The 14,398-nt window shown below is 43.2% G+C and carries 14 protein-coding genes; 5 read left to right on the forward strand and 9 right to left on the reverse strand.

Annotated elements, in window-relative coordinates; translation table 11 throughout:
• Together WKF69_RS04185 and WKF69_RS04190 are read right to left on the reverse strand one after the other, a co-directional pair.
• The coding region (locus WKF69_RS04185) for a carboxypeptidase-like regulatory domain-containing protein (RefSeq protein WP_340379727.1) at positions 1 to 1,767 on the reverse strand (1,767 nt) is incomplete at its 3' end.
• Positions 1,768 to 2,078: 311 nt separating this feature from the next.
• On the reverse strand, positions 2,079 to 2,345 hold the full coding sequence (locus WKF69_RS04190; protein ID WP_340379729.1) for a DUF4974 domain-containing protein: 267 nt from the start codon (positions 2,343 to 2,345) through the stop codon (positions 2,079 to 2,081).
• Positions 2,346 to 2,574: 229 nt separating this feature from the next.
• Between WKF69_RS04190 and WKF69_RS04195 the strand changes: the two genes are divergently transcribed.
• The 3 genes from WKF69_RS04195 to WKF69_RS04205 all read left to right on the forward strand — a co-directional run bounded on the left by WKF69_RS04195 (position 2,575) and on the right by WKF69_RS04205 (position 5,308).
• Positions 2,575 to 4,464, forward strand: coding sequence for a c-type cytochrome (locus WKF69_RS04195; RefSeq protein WP_340379731.1), 1,890 nt, complete (start codon positions 2,575 to 2,577; stop codon positions 4,462 to 4,464).
• 269 nt (positions 4,465 to 4,733) lie between these two features.
• Complete coding sequence (locus WKF69_RS04200) at positions 4,734 to 5,012, forward strand: hypothetical protein (protein ID WP_340379754.1); 279 nt, start codon at positions 4,734 to 4,736, stop codon at positions 5,010 to 5,012.
• Entirely contained in the window at positions 5,012 to 5,308 is a 297-nt protein-coding gene (locus WKF69_RS04205) for a hypothetical protein (protein ID WP_340379733.1), read from the forward strand. The genes WKF69_RS04200 and WKF69_RS04205 overlap by 1 nt, the downstream gene beginning before the upstream one ends.
• Before the next feature lie 594 nt (positions 5,309 to 5,902).
• On the opposite strand, the gene WKF69_RS04210 is transcribed toward WKF69_RS04205, so the two are convergent.
• From WKF69_RS04210 to mnmE, 3 genes are all read right to left on the reverse strand, one after another.
• Positions 5,903 to 6,259 (reverse strand): transcriptional regulator, encoded by a 357-nt coding sequence (locus WKF69_RS04210; RefSeq protein ID WP_340379735.1) that lies wholly within the window; start codon positions 6,257 to 6,259, stop codon positions 5,903 to 5,905.
• Between the two features lies 1 nt (position 6,260).
• A complete protein-coding gene (locus WKF69_RS04215) occupies positions 6,261 to 6,572 on the reverse strand; it encodes a type II toxin-antitoxin system HigB family toxin (protein WP_340379737.1) in 312 nt (103 codons plus the stop codon).
• Positions 6,573 to 6,731: 159 nt separating this feature from the next.
• Complete coding sequence (mnmE, locus tag WKF69_RS04220) at positions 6,732 to 8,243, reverse strand: tRNA uridine-5-carboxymethylaminomethyl(34) synthesis GTPase MnmE (RefSeq protein ID WP_340379739.1); 1,512 nt, start codon at positions 8,241 to 8,243, stop codon at positions 6,732 to 6,734.
• 389 nt (positions 8,244 to 8,632) lie between these two features.
• On the opposite strand from mnmE, the gene WKF69_RS04225 reads away from it, so the two are divergent.
• A complete protein-coding gene (locus tag WKF69_RS04225) occupies positions 8,633 to 9,043 on the forward strand; it encodes an OsmC family protein (RefSeq protein WP_340379741.1) in 411 nt (136 codons plus the stop codon).
• Between the two features lie 138 nt (positions 9,044 to 9,181).
• Positions 9,182 to 11,356, forward strand: a complete 2,175-nt coding sequence (locus tag WKF69_RS04230; RefSeq protein ID WP_340379743.1) for a M28 family metallopeptidase — start codon at positions 9,182 to 9,184, stop codon at positions 11,354 to 11,356.
• Positions 11,357 to 11,493: 137 nt separating this feature from the next.
• Here WKF69_RS04230 and WKF69_RS04235 read toward each other — a convergent pair whose 3' ends face one another.
• The 4 genes from WKF69_RS04235 to WKF69_RS04250 form a co-directional block, all read right to left on the reverse strand.
• On the reverse strand, positions 11,494 to 11,670 hold the full coding sequence (locus WKF69_RS04235) for an Arc family DNA-binding protein (protein WP_340379745.1): 177 nt from the start codon (positions 11,668 to 11,670) through the stop codon (positions 11,494 to 11,496).
• A 2-nt stretch (positions 11,671 to 11,672) separates the two neighbouring features.
• A complete protein-coding gene (locus WKF69_RS04240) occupies positions 11,673 to 12,527 on the reverse strand; it encodes an SPFH domain-containing protein (protein WP_340379747.1) in 855 nt (284 codons plus the stop codon).
• A gap of 221 nt (positions 12,528 to 12,748) precedes the next feature.
• A complete protein-coding gene (locus WKF69_RS04245) occupies positions 12,749 to 13,318 on the reverse strand; it encodes an HD domain-containing protein (protein ID WP_340379749.1) in 570 nt (189 codons plus the stop codon).
• A 151-nt stretch (positions 13,319 to 13,469) separates the two neighbouring features.
• Positions 13,470 to 14,398: c-type cytochrome (locus tag WKF69_RS04250; protein WP_340379751.1), on the reverse strand; the 929-nt coding region annotated here is incomplete at its 5' end.

Here is a 14,398-nt window from a genome sequence, read left to right on the forward strand (position 1 = left end):
CTGATTACCACTACTCTCACCCACTTGAAATCTTCCGGCAGGATCCCTGTAAGTACCAAAATATGACTTTTCAGTATCTACAAAGTTATCACCATCGAATGATCCACGTGCCATTACTTTGATTGCATCAGAGAATTTGTATGCAAGAGATGTCATTGCGATGATTCTGCTTCCGGTATTGTTTTTCAAATTCCTCTCCATAGCCCAGTAAGGATTGGATCCAACTGTTGTTCCTGGCAACCAGTAATCCTGACGGGTATATCCCTGGGCGTCTACAAACTCAAAATTTGATACCATTGAAGTTTGAATGTTAGCGGGCATTGTCAAAATCTGCCTGTTTGGATTGAAACTACTTTCACCTTCAGCGAGCTGATTATTCAGTGTCTGACGCATGTAGTCTAACTTGCTATCAAGTGTTAATTTTGAAGATAGTTTATTGGTCATCCTTAAGGCGATGTTGTGTCTTTGCAACTGATTATTCGGGATGATACCCGAAGCATCTGTTAACGTGTAAGAAAATACAGTTTGTGTTTTCTCACCCCCTATACTGGCAATTAAATTAGAAGCAAGGTTACCACCAATGTGATACAGATCCTTTCGGGCATCCGGCTGATTTGTAAATGCATAAGTCTGTCCAGCATTAGCCGGATTGATAGACCATGTAGCCACACTTTGTCCCTCCATTTTCGGACCCCAGGAATCCTCAGAACTTTTAATGTACACACCACCTGAACCCTGGCCGTAAATGCTCTGGTAAGGCGTTGAATCAACCGCCTCATTTAACATGTATGTATTGTTAAATGACACATTAACTTTTCCAGCGACGCCTTGTTTAGTTTCAATAACGATTGCACCATTTTGTCCCTGACTACCATAAAGAGCTGCAGAGTTCGGGCCTTTCAGCACGTTAATTGAAGCAATGTTATCAGAGTTCAGGTTATCAGGGAAACCTCTAACAGGCACACCATCGATTACATATAAAACCTGATTGTCAGAACTAATTGAACGGTTACCACGAAGAACCACACGAGATGCAGAACCAACACCTGTACCTGAAGAGTTAATTGATAAACCAGCTACTTTTCCTTGTAGGGAATTAATCACGTTTGGTTCACGTGCTTGAGTAAGCTCTTCTGTTTTTACCTGTTGAGTACTGTAAGTCAATGATTTTGACTCTCTGCTGATACCTAATGCAGTTACAACAACTTCACTTAGTGATGCAGTCGCTGTTTCTAAAACAACAGTTAAAGAAGTTTGGTTACTTACACTTACTTCTTTAGTTACATAACCAATATAAGTGAAAACTAATACCGCATTCTCGTCAACGTTTAATGAAAATCTCCCGTCCATATCTGTTGAAGCTCCAGCCGTTGTACCTTTTACTTTAACACTTACACCTGGAAGTGTCTCACCCCTGGCATCTTTTACCTGACCTCGGACAATAATATCCATTAACTTAGAAGCCGGATTACCTGTTATTTTATTTACATTAACATCGTCTTCACTTTTTAGATTATTGACTATCATTATTCTGTTATCTACCTGTTTAAAATCAAGGGAAGTATTGGATAACAATTTTTTCAAAATATCAGCGACCGACATCCTTTCTTCAGATATCTCCAGTTTTTTGATATCCTTCACGTCTGCAAAACGATACATAAATTGAAAAGTAGTTTGCTTCTCGATTGCCTGGCTCTTGACAGGCGGAGCTGAGAACAACTGAATTGAGGTAGTTAAAACAATAACAAATGCTAATCTGAGCTGCATAATTATAACTACTAATTTATTCAAATTTAGCCTTAAATAAGAGGCAAAATGTGGTTGTTGGTGATTTTCAGTATGTAGTGTAAAAATATTCATTGTTTTACATTGTTTTAAAAGTTATCAATATGGCTTCTATTTTTAGAATACAGAATTTAAAACACAAATTGATGCGCGATGGTAGTCGAACATCCGTTCTTTCTCTGATAACGCTGTTTATGCAGGATTTCAGAGGGTTTTTCTATGGTGCCAGATCGAAATTCATAATCTTGGTTCTTGTTTTAGATAGTTATATAATAGCATTTCACAACCGTCACTCATTTTGAATCCAAAGTAATAACAGCTTTTTCAAGATCATATTTATATACGGCTTCGTTAAACTCGGATATACTTTTCAAAATTTCTTCAAGTGTTTCACCTTTCCTCACAACTGTAGTAAAACGTTTGGATCCAATTCTATCATCTGAAATTTTTATCTTAACCTCATACCTGCTTTCCAAAAGTTTTGCGTCCTCAGCAACAGTTACATCACTTAATAGCAGATACTGTTCTTTCCATTCCAGATATTCAGGACGATTTACCACCTTTTAAATGATGTTTTTACTATTTTTATCATATGTAAAAAAACCGATTAAAACATGAAAATACACTGCTTTGAAAATGATGATTAAGTTACGTTTACGTACCCGAAATTCCAAAACATTTTAAATTTATTTTTAACATTCTTTGGGGACGAATCGGATCTCTCCAAAATACAGGGAAAAATGTAAGCGAGAAGGGCTAATATCCAAAATAAAAAACTAATTTGATTCCATGAATAAACATGGTCTACTAGAATACTTCTACCCCTTAATTATTTGCATAATTCTCTTCTCTTTTATAAACAGTTGTAAGTCAGGTACAGAAAAATTGCCGCCCTCTGATTCAGATAATGGCGGACTGATCCTGCCCGGCGGATTCGAGGCTCTTGTGGTGGTTGATAGCATTGGGGGCGGTTCTGTTGTTGCCCTGCAAATAAGCCAGCTTGCGAAATCCAATGCACCTCAGGCAGCTCCTGTCGAAATTAAAGGCGCTCCAAAAAGCACACAGCTGGGTCGCCCGAACAACCAACCCATAGGAACCTATGTTGGAGCCAGGCATATCGCAGTAAATAAAAATGGAGATGTCTACGTCAAACTAAGATCTCCAACGACTGACGGTTTTGGTAATGCCGCCCTGAGGGATGTGAATGGAGATGGCAAGGCCGATACTGTAAAGATCTGGGGCAAGTATGAGAACCGCAACAGAGGGACGGCCATGCAAATACATAATGGCTATCTCTACTTTAGTTCAGAGCTAATGGTCTTTCGCAATAAGCTAAAAGTAGGACAACTGGTTCCCGACAGTAAGATGGATACAGTGGTGATCGATACCTTGCCTTATCATGAACACATGGCAAAAGCACTGGCATTTGATGGAAAAGGCAATATGTTTGTATCATGGGGTATGGGAACAAATTCTTGCCAGGTTGAGAACAGGAAGCCGGGATCTCCGGGGATGAATCCATGTCCATATTTGCTTGATCACGGCGGGATCTGGATGTTTGATGAGGATAAATTGCAGCAAAAGCAGAGCGACGGAACAAGATATGCAACTGGAATGAGAAGTATCGTAGGCATGACCTGGGATAAAAGCACTGAATCCCTTTATGCAGTGCACCATGGCCGGGATGATCTGCGCTTACTTTGGCCTGAGTATTATAGCCCATGGAAAGCTACCATGCTCCCATCAGATGAACTTTTTAAGGTAACTAAAGGATTTGATGGAGGCTTTCCTTATTATTATTATGATCAGATGCTGGGAAAGAAAATTATGAGTCCCGAATATGGAGGGGATGGTAAAAAGGAAGGGGACGGAGCAAAGCTCCCGAAACCCCTGATGGGTTTCCCTGGACATTTTGCTCCGAATGATATTTTATTTTATAAAGGCGACCAGTTCCCCGCCCGTTACAAAGAGGGGGCGTTTGTATCTCTGCATGGGTCTACCAATCGTATCCCATACCCTCAGGTTGGCAATGTTGTTGTCTTTGTTCCTATGAAGAACGGAGTGGTGACTGGTCCCTGGGAAGTATTTGCTGATGGATTTGCGAGAAAAGATACACTTGTGGTAGCCAATGACGCCAACTATAGGCCTATGGGTTTAGCAGAAGGGCCGGATGGGTCGTTGTACGTAGGAGAAACTCAAAAGGGGAAGATTTGGAGAATTATGTACAAGGGCGACAAGAAATCCTTCGGCACAAAAGAACTTGCTGAATTGGAAAAACGCAAGACATTATCCCATCTTAAAACTCCGGATGAAATGGCTGATAATCTTGACAGAAAAGGCAAACCAGCTCATGCTGAACTGCTATACAATATCTATTGCAGAAACTGCCATCAAGGCGATGGAAATGGCGACGGAAGCCGCTTCCCCCCTCTTGCGGGATCTGAATGGGTAAACAGCGACAAAACCGTGCTCATCAATGTTGTTCTGAATGGGATGACCGGCGCAATTCAGGTAAAAGGCCAAAATTACAACGATACCATGCCTTCACACGCATCTTTCCTCACAGATAAGGAAATTTCGCAGATTTTAACTTATGTCAGGAGGAGTTTTGGTAATAAATCTGGTCCGGTGAGTGAAAAGGAAGTAGCTGAAGTTCGGAAAATGATGAGTAGTAAGTAAGTAATGACAACAGGCAGGGAGTTCCATGTCAGTAGGTCGCTCTGCCACCCGAAAGGTAGGAAGGTGAACCCGGTGGTAAAGCTGCACTCAGGCGAAACGATAAAAGCTGCTATTGAGGCTGCTTCTTCAAGTGAGCCGCAACGCTTCATGGGTATTTTATCTGTCATGTATTTTACGGTTTCAGCAGGTAGCGCTTCGACCATGGCAGTTTGAATAACCGCAGGAGCTAAAGCATTGATAGTGATACCCGTCTCTGCATATTCCTTACCCTGTACTTTTGTCATCCCGATACTTTACCCCATACTCCTCCAATGAAGACGAGAAAGGATGTAAATCTGGGTGAAATTCTCGGCTTGGATGCGCTGGCACTTTTAAGAAAACCATCCTTTGCAATCTTTATAGTATGTATGTTCTTGATCTGTATTCCCCTGTACTTTTACATCGTGAACATGAATTTATATGTGACGGAACTGGGATGGCAATTTAGTACAGCTAAAATGTCGTTAGCACAGGTTTCGGATGTAGCCTTCCTCATTCTTCTTCATTAATGCTCAGCAGGCTTGATTATAAAAAGAACATCTTCATAGGTATTTTAGCCTCGGCAATCCGGTATTTCCTGTTTGCAGGAAGCGTAGATTCAGTATCCATGCAAACGTTCATGGTGTCTAGCGCAATTCTGCTTCATGGTATTTGTTATGACTTCCTCTTTATAGCCGGCCAGTTTTATGTTGACGATGAGGCCAATGAACGGATGCGTTGCGCAGCTCAATGGCTAATCGCTTTTATCCTGTGGGCGTGGGCGCCTTTGTCGGCACTCACCTTGCCGGTACTTCCAGGCGGCTAATGCCTTCGCTGAGCCGATCGGCACGATGACTCACAACTGGTATAATATATGGATCTACCCGGCATGGGGATCTGTTGCTGTACTGGTGATTTTCGTCATCTTCTTCCGCGAACCAAAAAAGGGAATTAAAGCGAATATCATAAACAATTTAGATTTTAACAAGCATACCTGACGGACAGCTAGTATTAATAATTGGTTATTGTTGAACTGATCAAATAGCTAGTTATCTAATAAGTTAACTGTTTTTTTAAGTTCTTAGTTTCCTTTTATAAAGTAATCATTTTCCGATACAGAAAGTAATCCATGCTATCAGTCAGACACTTAAGAAAATAAATAAGAATAAGTCATAAATATTTGTCCAACATTGACCGGTATTAAACCTCTATAAGTCTTTCTCACTATTCTAACTCTTGACTACTTTGGTTGAAGATATTCAAATGATGATATATTCGCTGTTCCGATACAAAAATTAATACTTTCTGAATTTCAATCACTTGCCGAAATTAAGCGAATATTTTTTGGTAATCATGTCTACTATCAAGCAGGCTTCAGCTCATATAAGTAACTATCCGTTAATCAAATACAGATCTGCACTTATGACAATAACACCTCTGCAGGGATATTCAATTCACGATGGAACAACTTGGCCAGTTCCAAAGTAAGCGGTTTCTTTCCACTTAAAATAGAAGATATATACCCCTTACTTCCAACCTTGCCAACCAAATCCTTATTTCTTAAACCAGCATCCTTCATTTTTATTTTAATGGCTTCAATAGGATCTGGCATTGGAACAGAATAGTTCACATCCTCATATTGTTTAATCAATAACAGAGCAACCTGCACCATCTCACCTTCCCGTTTGTCTGGACTTATTTTTTTATCAAACATTACGTCCACCCAATTCAAATATTCCTGATATTGTTTCTTGTTTTTAATAACTTTCAGTACCATATTACCTTCGTTTAAAGATGACGCCCTCAACATCCGTCTTATCATATTCATTGTGTGTTCCGAACCATTTTATTTGGATAGCCTTGTATTCAAAAACAATCCTTACTACCAATCTGAATTTATTTCCCATAATGTTAAACACCACCCTATCATCACCAACCAGACTGGCATTTCCATAAACTTTCTTTAATTCATTAAAATTTTTGAAATCAGCTTTTTCAAGTTCATGATACCATTCTAAAAGTGCGGTACGTGCCAACGGGTATTGCCTGACATACTCCAACAAGGTCTTTCTTGCTATGATATTAAACACAATACAAATATAATAAAATGTTTTCTATTGGAAAACATTTCTTTCGACTAAATATCCACAGCAGGATTTAATGTTAGTTATATATAGTTGGTCAAATCGTTAAACAATATGTAATTAGTCCAACAAAACCAGGTCATTAGCTTCTAAAAGCAATCATTTTTATTTTCCGATACAGAATTTGCTGAATATCGTTTCCAACAAGTCATCTGTCGTCACTTGCCCGGTAATCTCTCCCAGGTAATGCAGCGCCTGTTTGATATCCACTGCAAGAAAATCAGAGGTAATGGGGTTACCTATATTCTCTAACACGCTGTTCAACGAAGCTTCAGTTTTTTGAAGGGCTTCGAGGTGGCGAATGTTGGAGATTAGCACATCGTCGGTGTTGATGGAGTGAAGGTTTACTTTTTGGAGGATGGCCTCTTTTAGAGTGTCGACTCCCGTGTTGGATTTGGCGGAAATGTATAAAGGAGCTGAAAGCTGAAAGCTGAAATCCGAAAGCGGCTGATCGGAGATTTGAGGCCTCTTGTCTGCGGCATTAGCCGATAGATCAGGCGTCTCGCTACTTGACACTTGATACCTGATACCTGATACTTTTGAGAGTTGAGAATTGAGAGTTGAGAGTTGAGAATAGAAACCGTCGGTGACGAGATCGCTTTTGTTGACAACTAATATGAATGGGATATCCAGGTCCCTTAAATACTCAATCTGCGTTATAATCTCCTCTATTTCCTGCTCCGGATCAATGACGTAGATGATAAGCTTAGCTAAGCCTATTTTCTCATGAGTACGCTCAACTCCTTTTGCTTCAATAATATCTACCGTATCCCGGATGCCGGCGGTGTCGATGAAGCGGAAGTTGATGCCACCTATGATGATCTCGTCTTCCACGGTATCGCGGGTTGTGCCGGCGATCTCAGAGACGATAGCGCGCTCTTCGTTCAAGAGAGCGTTGAGCAATGTGGATTTCCCAACATTAGGCTTTCCTGCAATAACAACCGGAACGCCGTTTTTCATCACATTGCCTTGTTCGAATGATTGGATCAGGCGGTGTAATATGCAGTTGATCTGGAAAATAAGTGCCTTAAGATCCTCACGGTTGGCGAATTCCACGTCTTCTTCGCCAAAGTCAAGCTCAAGCTCAATCATAGAAGCGAAATGAATCAACTGGTCGCGGAGGTGCTGTAATTCAGTAGAAAAACCACCCCGCATCTGCTGCATGGCAACCTGGTGAGATGCCTGTGAATTGGATGCGATCAGATCAGCAACAGCTTCAGCCTGGGAAAGGTCGAGCTGGCCGTTTAAGAATGCGCGCAAAGTAAACTCACCCGGATTTGCAGGCCTTGCTCCTTTACGGATCAGGAGCTTAATAATACTTTCAATAATATATGCAGAACCGTGTGTTGAGATCTCAACGACGTTTTCTTTAGTGTATGATTTTGGGCCGATGAAAATGGAAGATAGTACTTCATCTAGGATCAGTGCCCCATCACGGATAGTTCCAAAATGAATAGTGTGAGTCTTTTGGATGCTCAGGTCCTTACCGTTAAATACTTCGTTAACCAATGATATCGCATCCGGGCCGGAGAGGCGGATCATACCGATGGCTCCAATGCCGGAGGGAGTGGCGAGGGCGATAATGGTGTCAGAGTTGTATAAGGGCGGTGTCGACATTAACTTTTGTTATCGTACAAATATCGGGATATTTTAATACTAAACGCTTAATTTAACCGCAAAGTAAGATTTAGGGCAAACCCTATGTTGCATCTGGAAAGAACGGGCAAGACGCCTACTTTAACGCAGAGGGCGCAGAGTGTTTCGCAGAGATCGCAGAGAAAGAATCAAATCGAACGACCTCAACAAGCACTTTGTGAAAAGCTAGCGCTCTCTGCGCTTATACTCTGCGTCCTCTCCGCGCCTGCCTGCCGGCAGGCAGGGTTAAACTTCGGTGGGTACGTATCCAGTGGTTCTATAGTAAGTCCGTTTTCCCCTTTCACTTTTCAGTTTCCTTTTCTAACTTGCCCCTCACAACCAAAAATTATATTCACTAAAAACTACAGAAAATGAAACGCAACGCAACAGCCGTTTGGCTTGGATCCGGAAAAGACGGAAAAGGAAATTTAACTTCTCAAAGCGGTACTTTAAGCAAAACCCAATATTCTTACAAATCACGGTTTGAAGAAGGCACAGGAACCAACCCAGAAGAGCTGATCGCTGCGGCTCATGCCGGATGCTTTACAATGAAGATTGCTTTCATTGTCGACGCCGCTGGATTTACTGCAGAAGAACTAACCACAAAGTGTGATATTACTTTGGGTGACGGCGCAATCACCAACTCTCATTTAACTCTTACAGCAAAAATCCCGGGCATTTCTCAGGAGCAATTTGATGCTGTGGTTAAAGAGGCTGAAGCGAATTGCCTAATAAGCAAGTTGCTGAACACAGAGATAACGGTAGAAGCTTCGTTAAACTAGTTGTTGGTTGGTGGTTGTCAGTTGTTAGACTAATCGGAGAGGCGGTCGGAATCTTCTAAAGCACCTCAAAAAGTCAAAAGAACAACTACCCTATCCCTCCAGCCCAACAACGAACAACTAACAACTGAATAATAATCAATGAATACGAAAAACCTCCTCTCAGCAGCCCTGTTACTAGGGTCCCTATCCGCCTCTGCTCAACGCCCTAACGAAGCTAAATTCGATGCCCTACTGAGTGCGCAAAGCATTGGCAATACAATAAAGGAGCTGTCTGCGAAACCGCATTTCGTGAGCTCGCCAGGAAGTAAGGAGGTCGCGGAAAATATTCTGGCAAAGTTTAAGAGCTATGGCTGGGATGCTTCGATTGTGACCTACCAGGTTTTGTTCCCGTTTCCAAAAGTTCGCTTGCTGGAAATGACCGGCCCGCGGAAATTCACGGCGTTGTTAAAGGAGCCATCGCTAAAGGAGGACGGGACATCCGCTCAGGAAGGTCAGCTGCCGACTTCAAATGCATGGAGTGCCGATGGCGATGTCAGCGCTGAACTGGTTTTCGTGAACTTCGGTCTGCCGGAGGATTATGAAACCTTAGAGGCAATGGGAGTTGAAGTCAAGGGGAAAATTGTTATCGCCCGTTATGGACGGTCATGGCGCGGTATTAAACCTAAGATAGCGCAGGAGCATGGAGCTATCGGCTGTATCATCTATTCTGATCCCAAGGAAGATGGCTTTTATCAGGGAGATGTTTATCCGAAAGGAGCTTTTAAAAATGAGTTTGGGGTGCAGCGCGGGTCGGTTATGGATATGGTTATCTATCCGGGTGATCCGTTAACTCCGGGTGTTGGCGCTACAGCGAATGCCAAACGTCTGGAACGCACCAGCGCTCCTAACCTTCTAAAAATACCTGTAATACCAATCAGCTACCATGATGCCCAGCCCTTACTCGCCGCGTTAGGCGGACCGGTAGCACCGGAAGCATGGCGTGGTGCATTGCCTATTACCTATCACATTGGACCTGGGAAAGCAAATGTCAGATTGAAAATTGAATCTGAGTGGAAGCTGGTTCCTGCTTATAATGTGATCGCTAAAATTAAAGGATCTGTTTATCCGGATCAGTGGATCGTCAGGGGAAATCACCACGATGCCTGGGTAAACGGGGCGAATGATCCGATCAGCGGGATTGCTTCGATGATGGAAGAAGCCAAGGCTATCGGCGGCATGGTAAAGAATGGATATAAACCCAAACGCACCCTTGTCTTTGCAGCATGGGATGCAGAAGAACCTGGTCTTATTGGCTCTACAGAATGGGTAGAAGATCATCAAGAAGAATTAAAGCAAAAGGCCGTTGTTTACATTAATACCGATGGAAACGGGCGCGGCTTCTTTGGGGCCGGCGGATCGCATGGTCTGGAAACTTTGATCGATGAGATTGCTAAGGATGTTAAAGATCCGCAGACTAATGTCAGCCTTTACGATCGCCTGAAGGCCCGCCAGATTACAACTGCAGGCACCGACAAGACGAAGAAAGATAATATGTCAAAGAAGACCTTGACGCTGGGCGCTCTGGGTTCTGGTTCAGATTATTCGGCATTCCTGCAGCATGCCGGCATCCCTTCATTAAATATTGGCTTTGGCGGTGAAGATGAGGGCGGATCTTACCACTCTATTTATGACTCGTATGACCATTACAGCCGCTTTGGTGATCCCGGTTTTAAATACGGTGTAGCCCTGGCTCAAACTATCGGGCGTACTGTTCTCCGTATGGCAGATGCCGAGGTTCTGCCTTTTGAGTTCAAGAATCTCCATAAAACGGTGTCAACTTATGTGACCGAGCTACAAACTCTCACCGATCAAATGCGTGAATCGACAATGATACAAAACGAAGCAATTAAAGGAAATAACTATAAGCTTGCTGCTGATCCAAATAATTTCTTCAAAGAGCCGGTTACCAAAGAGGAAGTTCCTTTTATCGATTTCTCCCCTCTTCAGAATGCATTACGCTCACTGGAACTATCTACTACGAAGCTTTCTGAAACTGTTTCGAAACTACCCGCAGGTTCAGATCAGTCTGCGTTAAATAAGAAGCTATACCAGGCAGAGCAAATGCTGCTTACAGCTACAGGCTTGCCTCGCCGGGGATGGTATAAGCATACACTATACGCACCGGGATTTTACACAGGCTATGGGGTTAAAACAATTCCCGGGGTTCGTGAAGCCATTGAGCAACGGAACTGGAAAGAGGCCCAAGAGCAGATTGGTGTTGTAGCAGGGAGTATTATGAAACTATCAGGATATTTGAGCGGGGTTAGCCACTAGAACGGACCTTCGATAGCAGTATTCAGTATTCAGTAATCGGTGGGTCCCACAATTGATTGACGTGGACCTTTAAATAGAAAGTACCTATTACTGATCACCGATTGCCTTTTACTGAATACTGATTACCGAAACACCGATCACTGATCCCCCTTTTTACTCACCTTCCCTTTCAATCTCCCCGACTTCTTCAAACTCTCATTCAATATCCATTCAATCTGCCCGTTCGTACTCCTGAACTCATCTGCCGCCCACTTTTCAATGGCTTTCATGGTATCTGAGTCTATGCGTAAGGCAAATGGCTTTTTCTCGCTCATTCTTATTGATGCAATGTTCCTGTATTCACAACTGGCTGGGTGTCTTTATCTCCGCAAAGAACAACAAGCAAATTGCTTACCATAGCTGCTTTCTTTTCTTCGTCCAGCACAATGATGTCTTTTTCGGAGAGCAAAGCTAATGCACTTTCAACCATACCCACAGCTCCCTCGACAATTTTATGACGAGCTGCAACAATTGCTGACGCCTGCTGTCTTCTAAGCATCGAGTGTGCAATTTCCGGAGCGTAAGCGAGGTAGGCGATGCGCGATTCAATTACATCTATCCCGGCAATTTGCATCCGCTCTACGATCTCTTGTTCCAGAGCCTGGTTGACATCATCGAAATTTGTACTCAGTGCGATAACAGCACTGTCGTCTCCAAAATGGTCGTACGGATAGCTCCCGGCAAGCTTACGAACCGCCGAATCAGTTTGTACCCTTACAAAATGCTCATAGTTATCCACTTCAAAAGAGGCCTTAAAGGTGTCTTTTACCTTCCATACCAGAATCACACTGATCAGGATCGGGTTACCCAGCTTGTCGTTTACCTTGATCTTCTCACTTTCGAAATTTCGTGCCCTTAATGAAATATTGAGCTTTTTGAAAAACGGGTTAACCCAGAACAAACCATTCTGGTTTAGTGTGCCTTTGTAGTCTCCGAAGAGAAGCAACACTTTGGCATTGTTCGGACTAACAATAGTCATGCCTGATGCAAGAAAGATAACCAGCACAAGAAGCACCACCGTCGACTCCTCATTATCTGTTTGGTAAAGCCCTATAGCCGCGATCATTATAAACAAGAGCAGCAGCATAAATGCGTACCCGCTAAATGGTGTGATGGTTTTTTCGTTTTTCATAATTATTTAGTTTGATATTAAAATGATATCAAATATAATATTAATTTATGAAGTACCAAATGCTTTTTCAGCGGATGTTTTAGAGCCAAACATTAGTATGAGTGGAGAAATGATTTCGCGCCCAGTGTCCCCAGCGGGGGTAGCGGGTGGATCTGCTTGCCGTTATTAGTACACTTTTCCCGTAGGGACTCCTTCGGAGCAACTCTCTAACCGCAATATCATTAAAGCTGCTTCACCGCCACATTCAACGTCATCACCGCCTTTTCATAAAGCCTGGGATCACCATTCGGCGCTTTGCGCAGGATCTCGCGGCACTCAAACAGGAATTTACCAGCAAACCCGCGGTCGTGTTTGACTATCTCGACACAGTTGTCAATAATGTCGGCATACTTGATAGTTTGTGAGTCTTTACTTGTTTTGGCTATTCTTGCTACTTCAAGCTCTTTTCTTTGGCGCCTGTTCAGATGGGGAAAGTCTGGTTTAACGTAAACATCGGTAAGTTCCTCAACAAATCTTAAGGTTTTCCTGACTTCGCTGGCAACCATAATATGTTCAAGAAATGCTTCAATATCCTCACTTTTGACCGGAGTATCTTCCAGCACGTCATGCAAAAGGGCTGCCGCAAGCATGGAAATATCTGTCGTATACTCAGTAAGTATTTTCATGACCCGCACCGGGTGCACGATATATCGCTCAGGGGTATATTTACGTGTCTGATCACCATGAGCTTGATCCGCAAACTCAGTAACCTGATCCAGAACGTTCTGAATATGAGCCGGCAAACTTATCATACGGTATACAAGGAAAAAAAAGGCAAAAAGTTTTTGCTTCGCTTCGCTCGCAATGACAAATGAGTTTCTTATAGTATTAGTCCCAGGCTAAATAACAGGAATGTGCTATTTGAGCGCAGCTAAGCGAGTAATCGCCAACCCACTAACTGTGTCATTGCGAGCGTAGCGAAGCAAACGCCACATAACTCCCCCCAGATCTCATCCCCAGCTTCCCTCCGCCAGCAGCGATAACGACATATTGTTTCCCATTTATAGAATAAACAGCTGGAGTAGCAAAGCCTGCAGCTGGCAATTGACCCTCCCACAGCAGTTTGCCGTTAGTCTTGTCGAAAGCTCTGATCTTTTCATCCTGGGTACCCGCGACGAACACGATCCCTCCTTTTGTCACCACCGGTCCGCCATAGATCTCTGTCCCGCTGTTCGGAATGCCTTGTTTTTTAAGCGCTTCGAATTCGCCCAGAGGCACTTTCCACAAGAGCTTGCCGGTATTTAAGTTTATGGCGTTCAGTGTTCCCCATGGCGGTTTAATACCAGGGAAGCCGTCCTTATCGTAAAAGCGATGATAGCCACTCATGGAATAAAGGGGCGTAATATCACGTTCAGGGCTCGGGGCTGCTCCTGCGCGAAGGGGCAATGCTTCCTTATCCTCCAGGTCAAGCAGGAAAGTAATTAAAGGAGCCTTTTCACCTTCAACTATCTGCCTGAACGCTGGCATCATATTTCTGCCGTTATCCAGGATCTGGCGCAGCTGCTGTTCATCATATCTCTTGTTTAATCCCAAAAGTGACGGAAATGCTTTGCCATCGCCTTTCAGGTCTGGGCCGTGGCAGCTGACACAATACTTCGCATAAACGCTCTTACCAACTTCCTTGAATGTTTTGCCGCCGATCTTATTTAACGCCGGGTTTGGGATCATTTGGGTCCACCAGGGCAGCTCGCTTGTGCTGATGTACATGATCTGTGTTGCCGGGTCGACAGCCGATCCGCCCCACTCTCCTCCTCCGTCAAAGCCGGGGAAAACAATGCCGCCCTGGAAACTTGGCGGAATAAACTCCCTGCCGCTCTTGTATTTTGAAAACT

The organism is Daejeonella sp., assembly GCF_037719425.1.
Taxonomy (GTDB): domain Bacteria; phylum Bacteroidota; class Bacteroidia; order Sphingobacteriales; family Sphingobacteriaceae; genus Daejeonella.

Bases quoted from the DNA above. Each gene is read 5' to 3' on its own strand.
- WKF69_RS04195 (WP_340379731.1), top strand. From the start codon at position 2,575: ATGAATAAACATGGTCTACTAGAATACTTCTACCCCTTAATTATTTGC.
- WKF69_RS04205 (WP_340379733.1), top strand. From the start codon at position 5,012: ATGCTCAGCAGGCTTGATTATAAAAAGAACATCTTCATAGGTATTTTA.
- WKF69_RS04210 (WP_340379735.1), bottom strand. From the start codon at position 6,259: ATGGTACTGAAAGTTATTAAAAACAAGAAACAATATCAGGAATATTTG.
- mnmE (WP_340379739.1), bottom strand. From the start codon at position 8,243: ATGTCGACACCGCCCTTATACAACTCTGACACCATTATCGCCCTCGCC.
- WKF69_RS04225 (WP_340379741.1), top strand. From the start codon at position 8,633: ATGAAACGCAACGCAACAGCCGTTTGGCTTGGATCCGGAAAAGACGGA.
- WKF69_RS04230 (WP_340379743.1), top strand. From the start codon at position 9,182: ATGAATACGAAAAACCTCCTCTCAGCAGCCCTGTTACTAGGGTCCCTA.
- WKF69_RS04235 (WP_340379745.1), bottom strand. From the start codon at position 11,670: ATGAGCGAGAAAAAGCCATTTGCCTTACGCATAGACTCAGATACCATG.
- WKF69_RS04240 (WP_340379747.1), bottom strand. From the start codon at position 12,527: ATGAAAAACGAAAAAACCATCACACCATTTAGCGGGTACGCATTTATG.
- WKF69_RS04245 (WP_340379749.1), bottom strand. From the start codon at position 13,318: ATGATAAGTTTGCCGGCTCATATTCAGAACGTTCTGGATCAGGTTACT.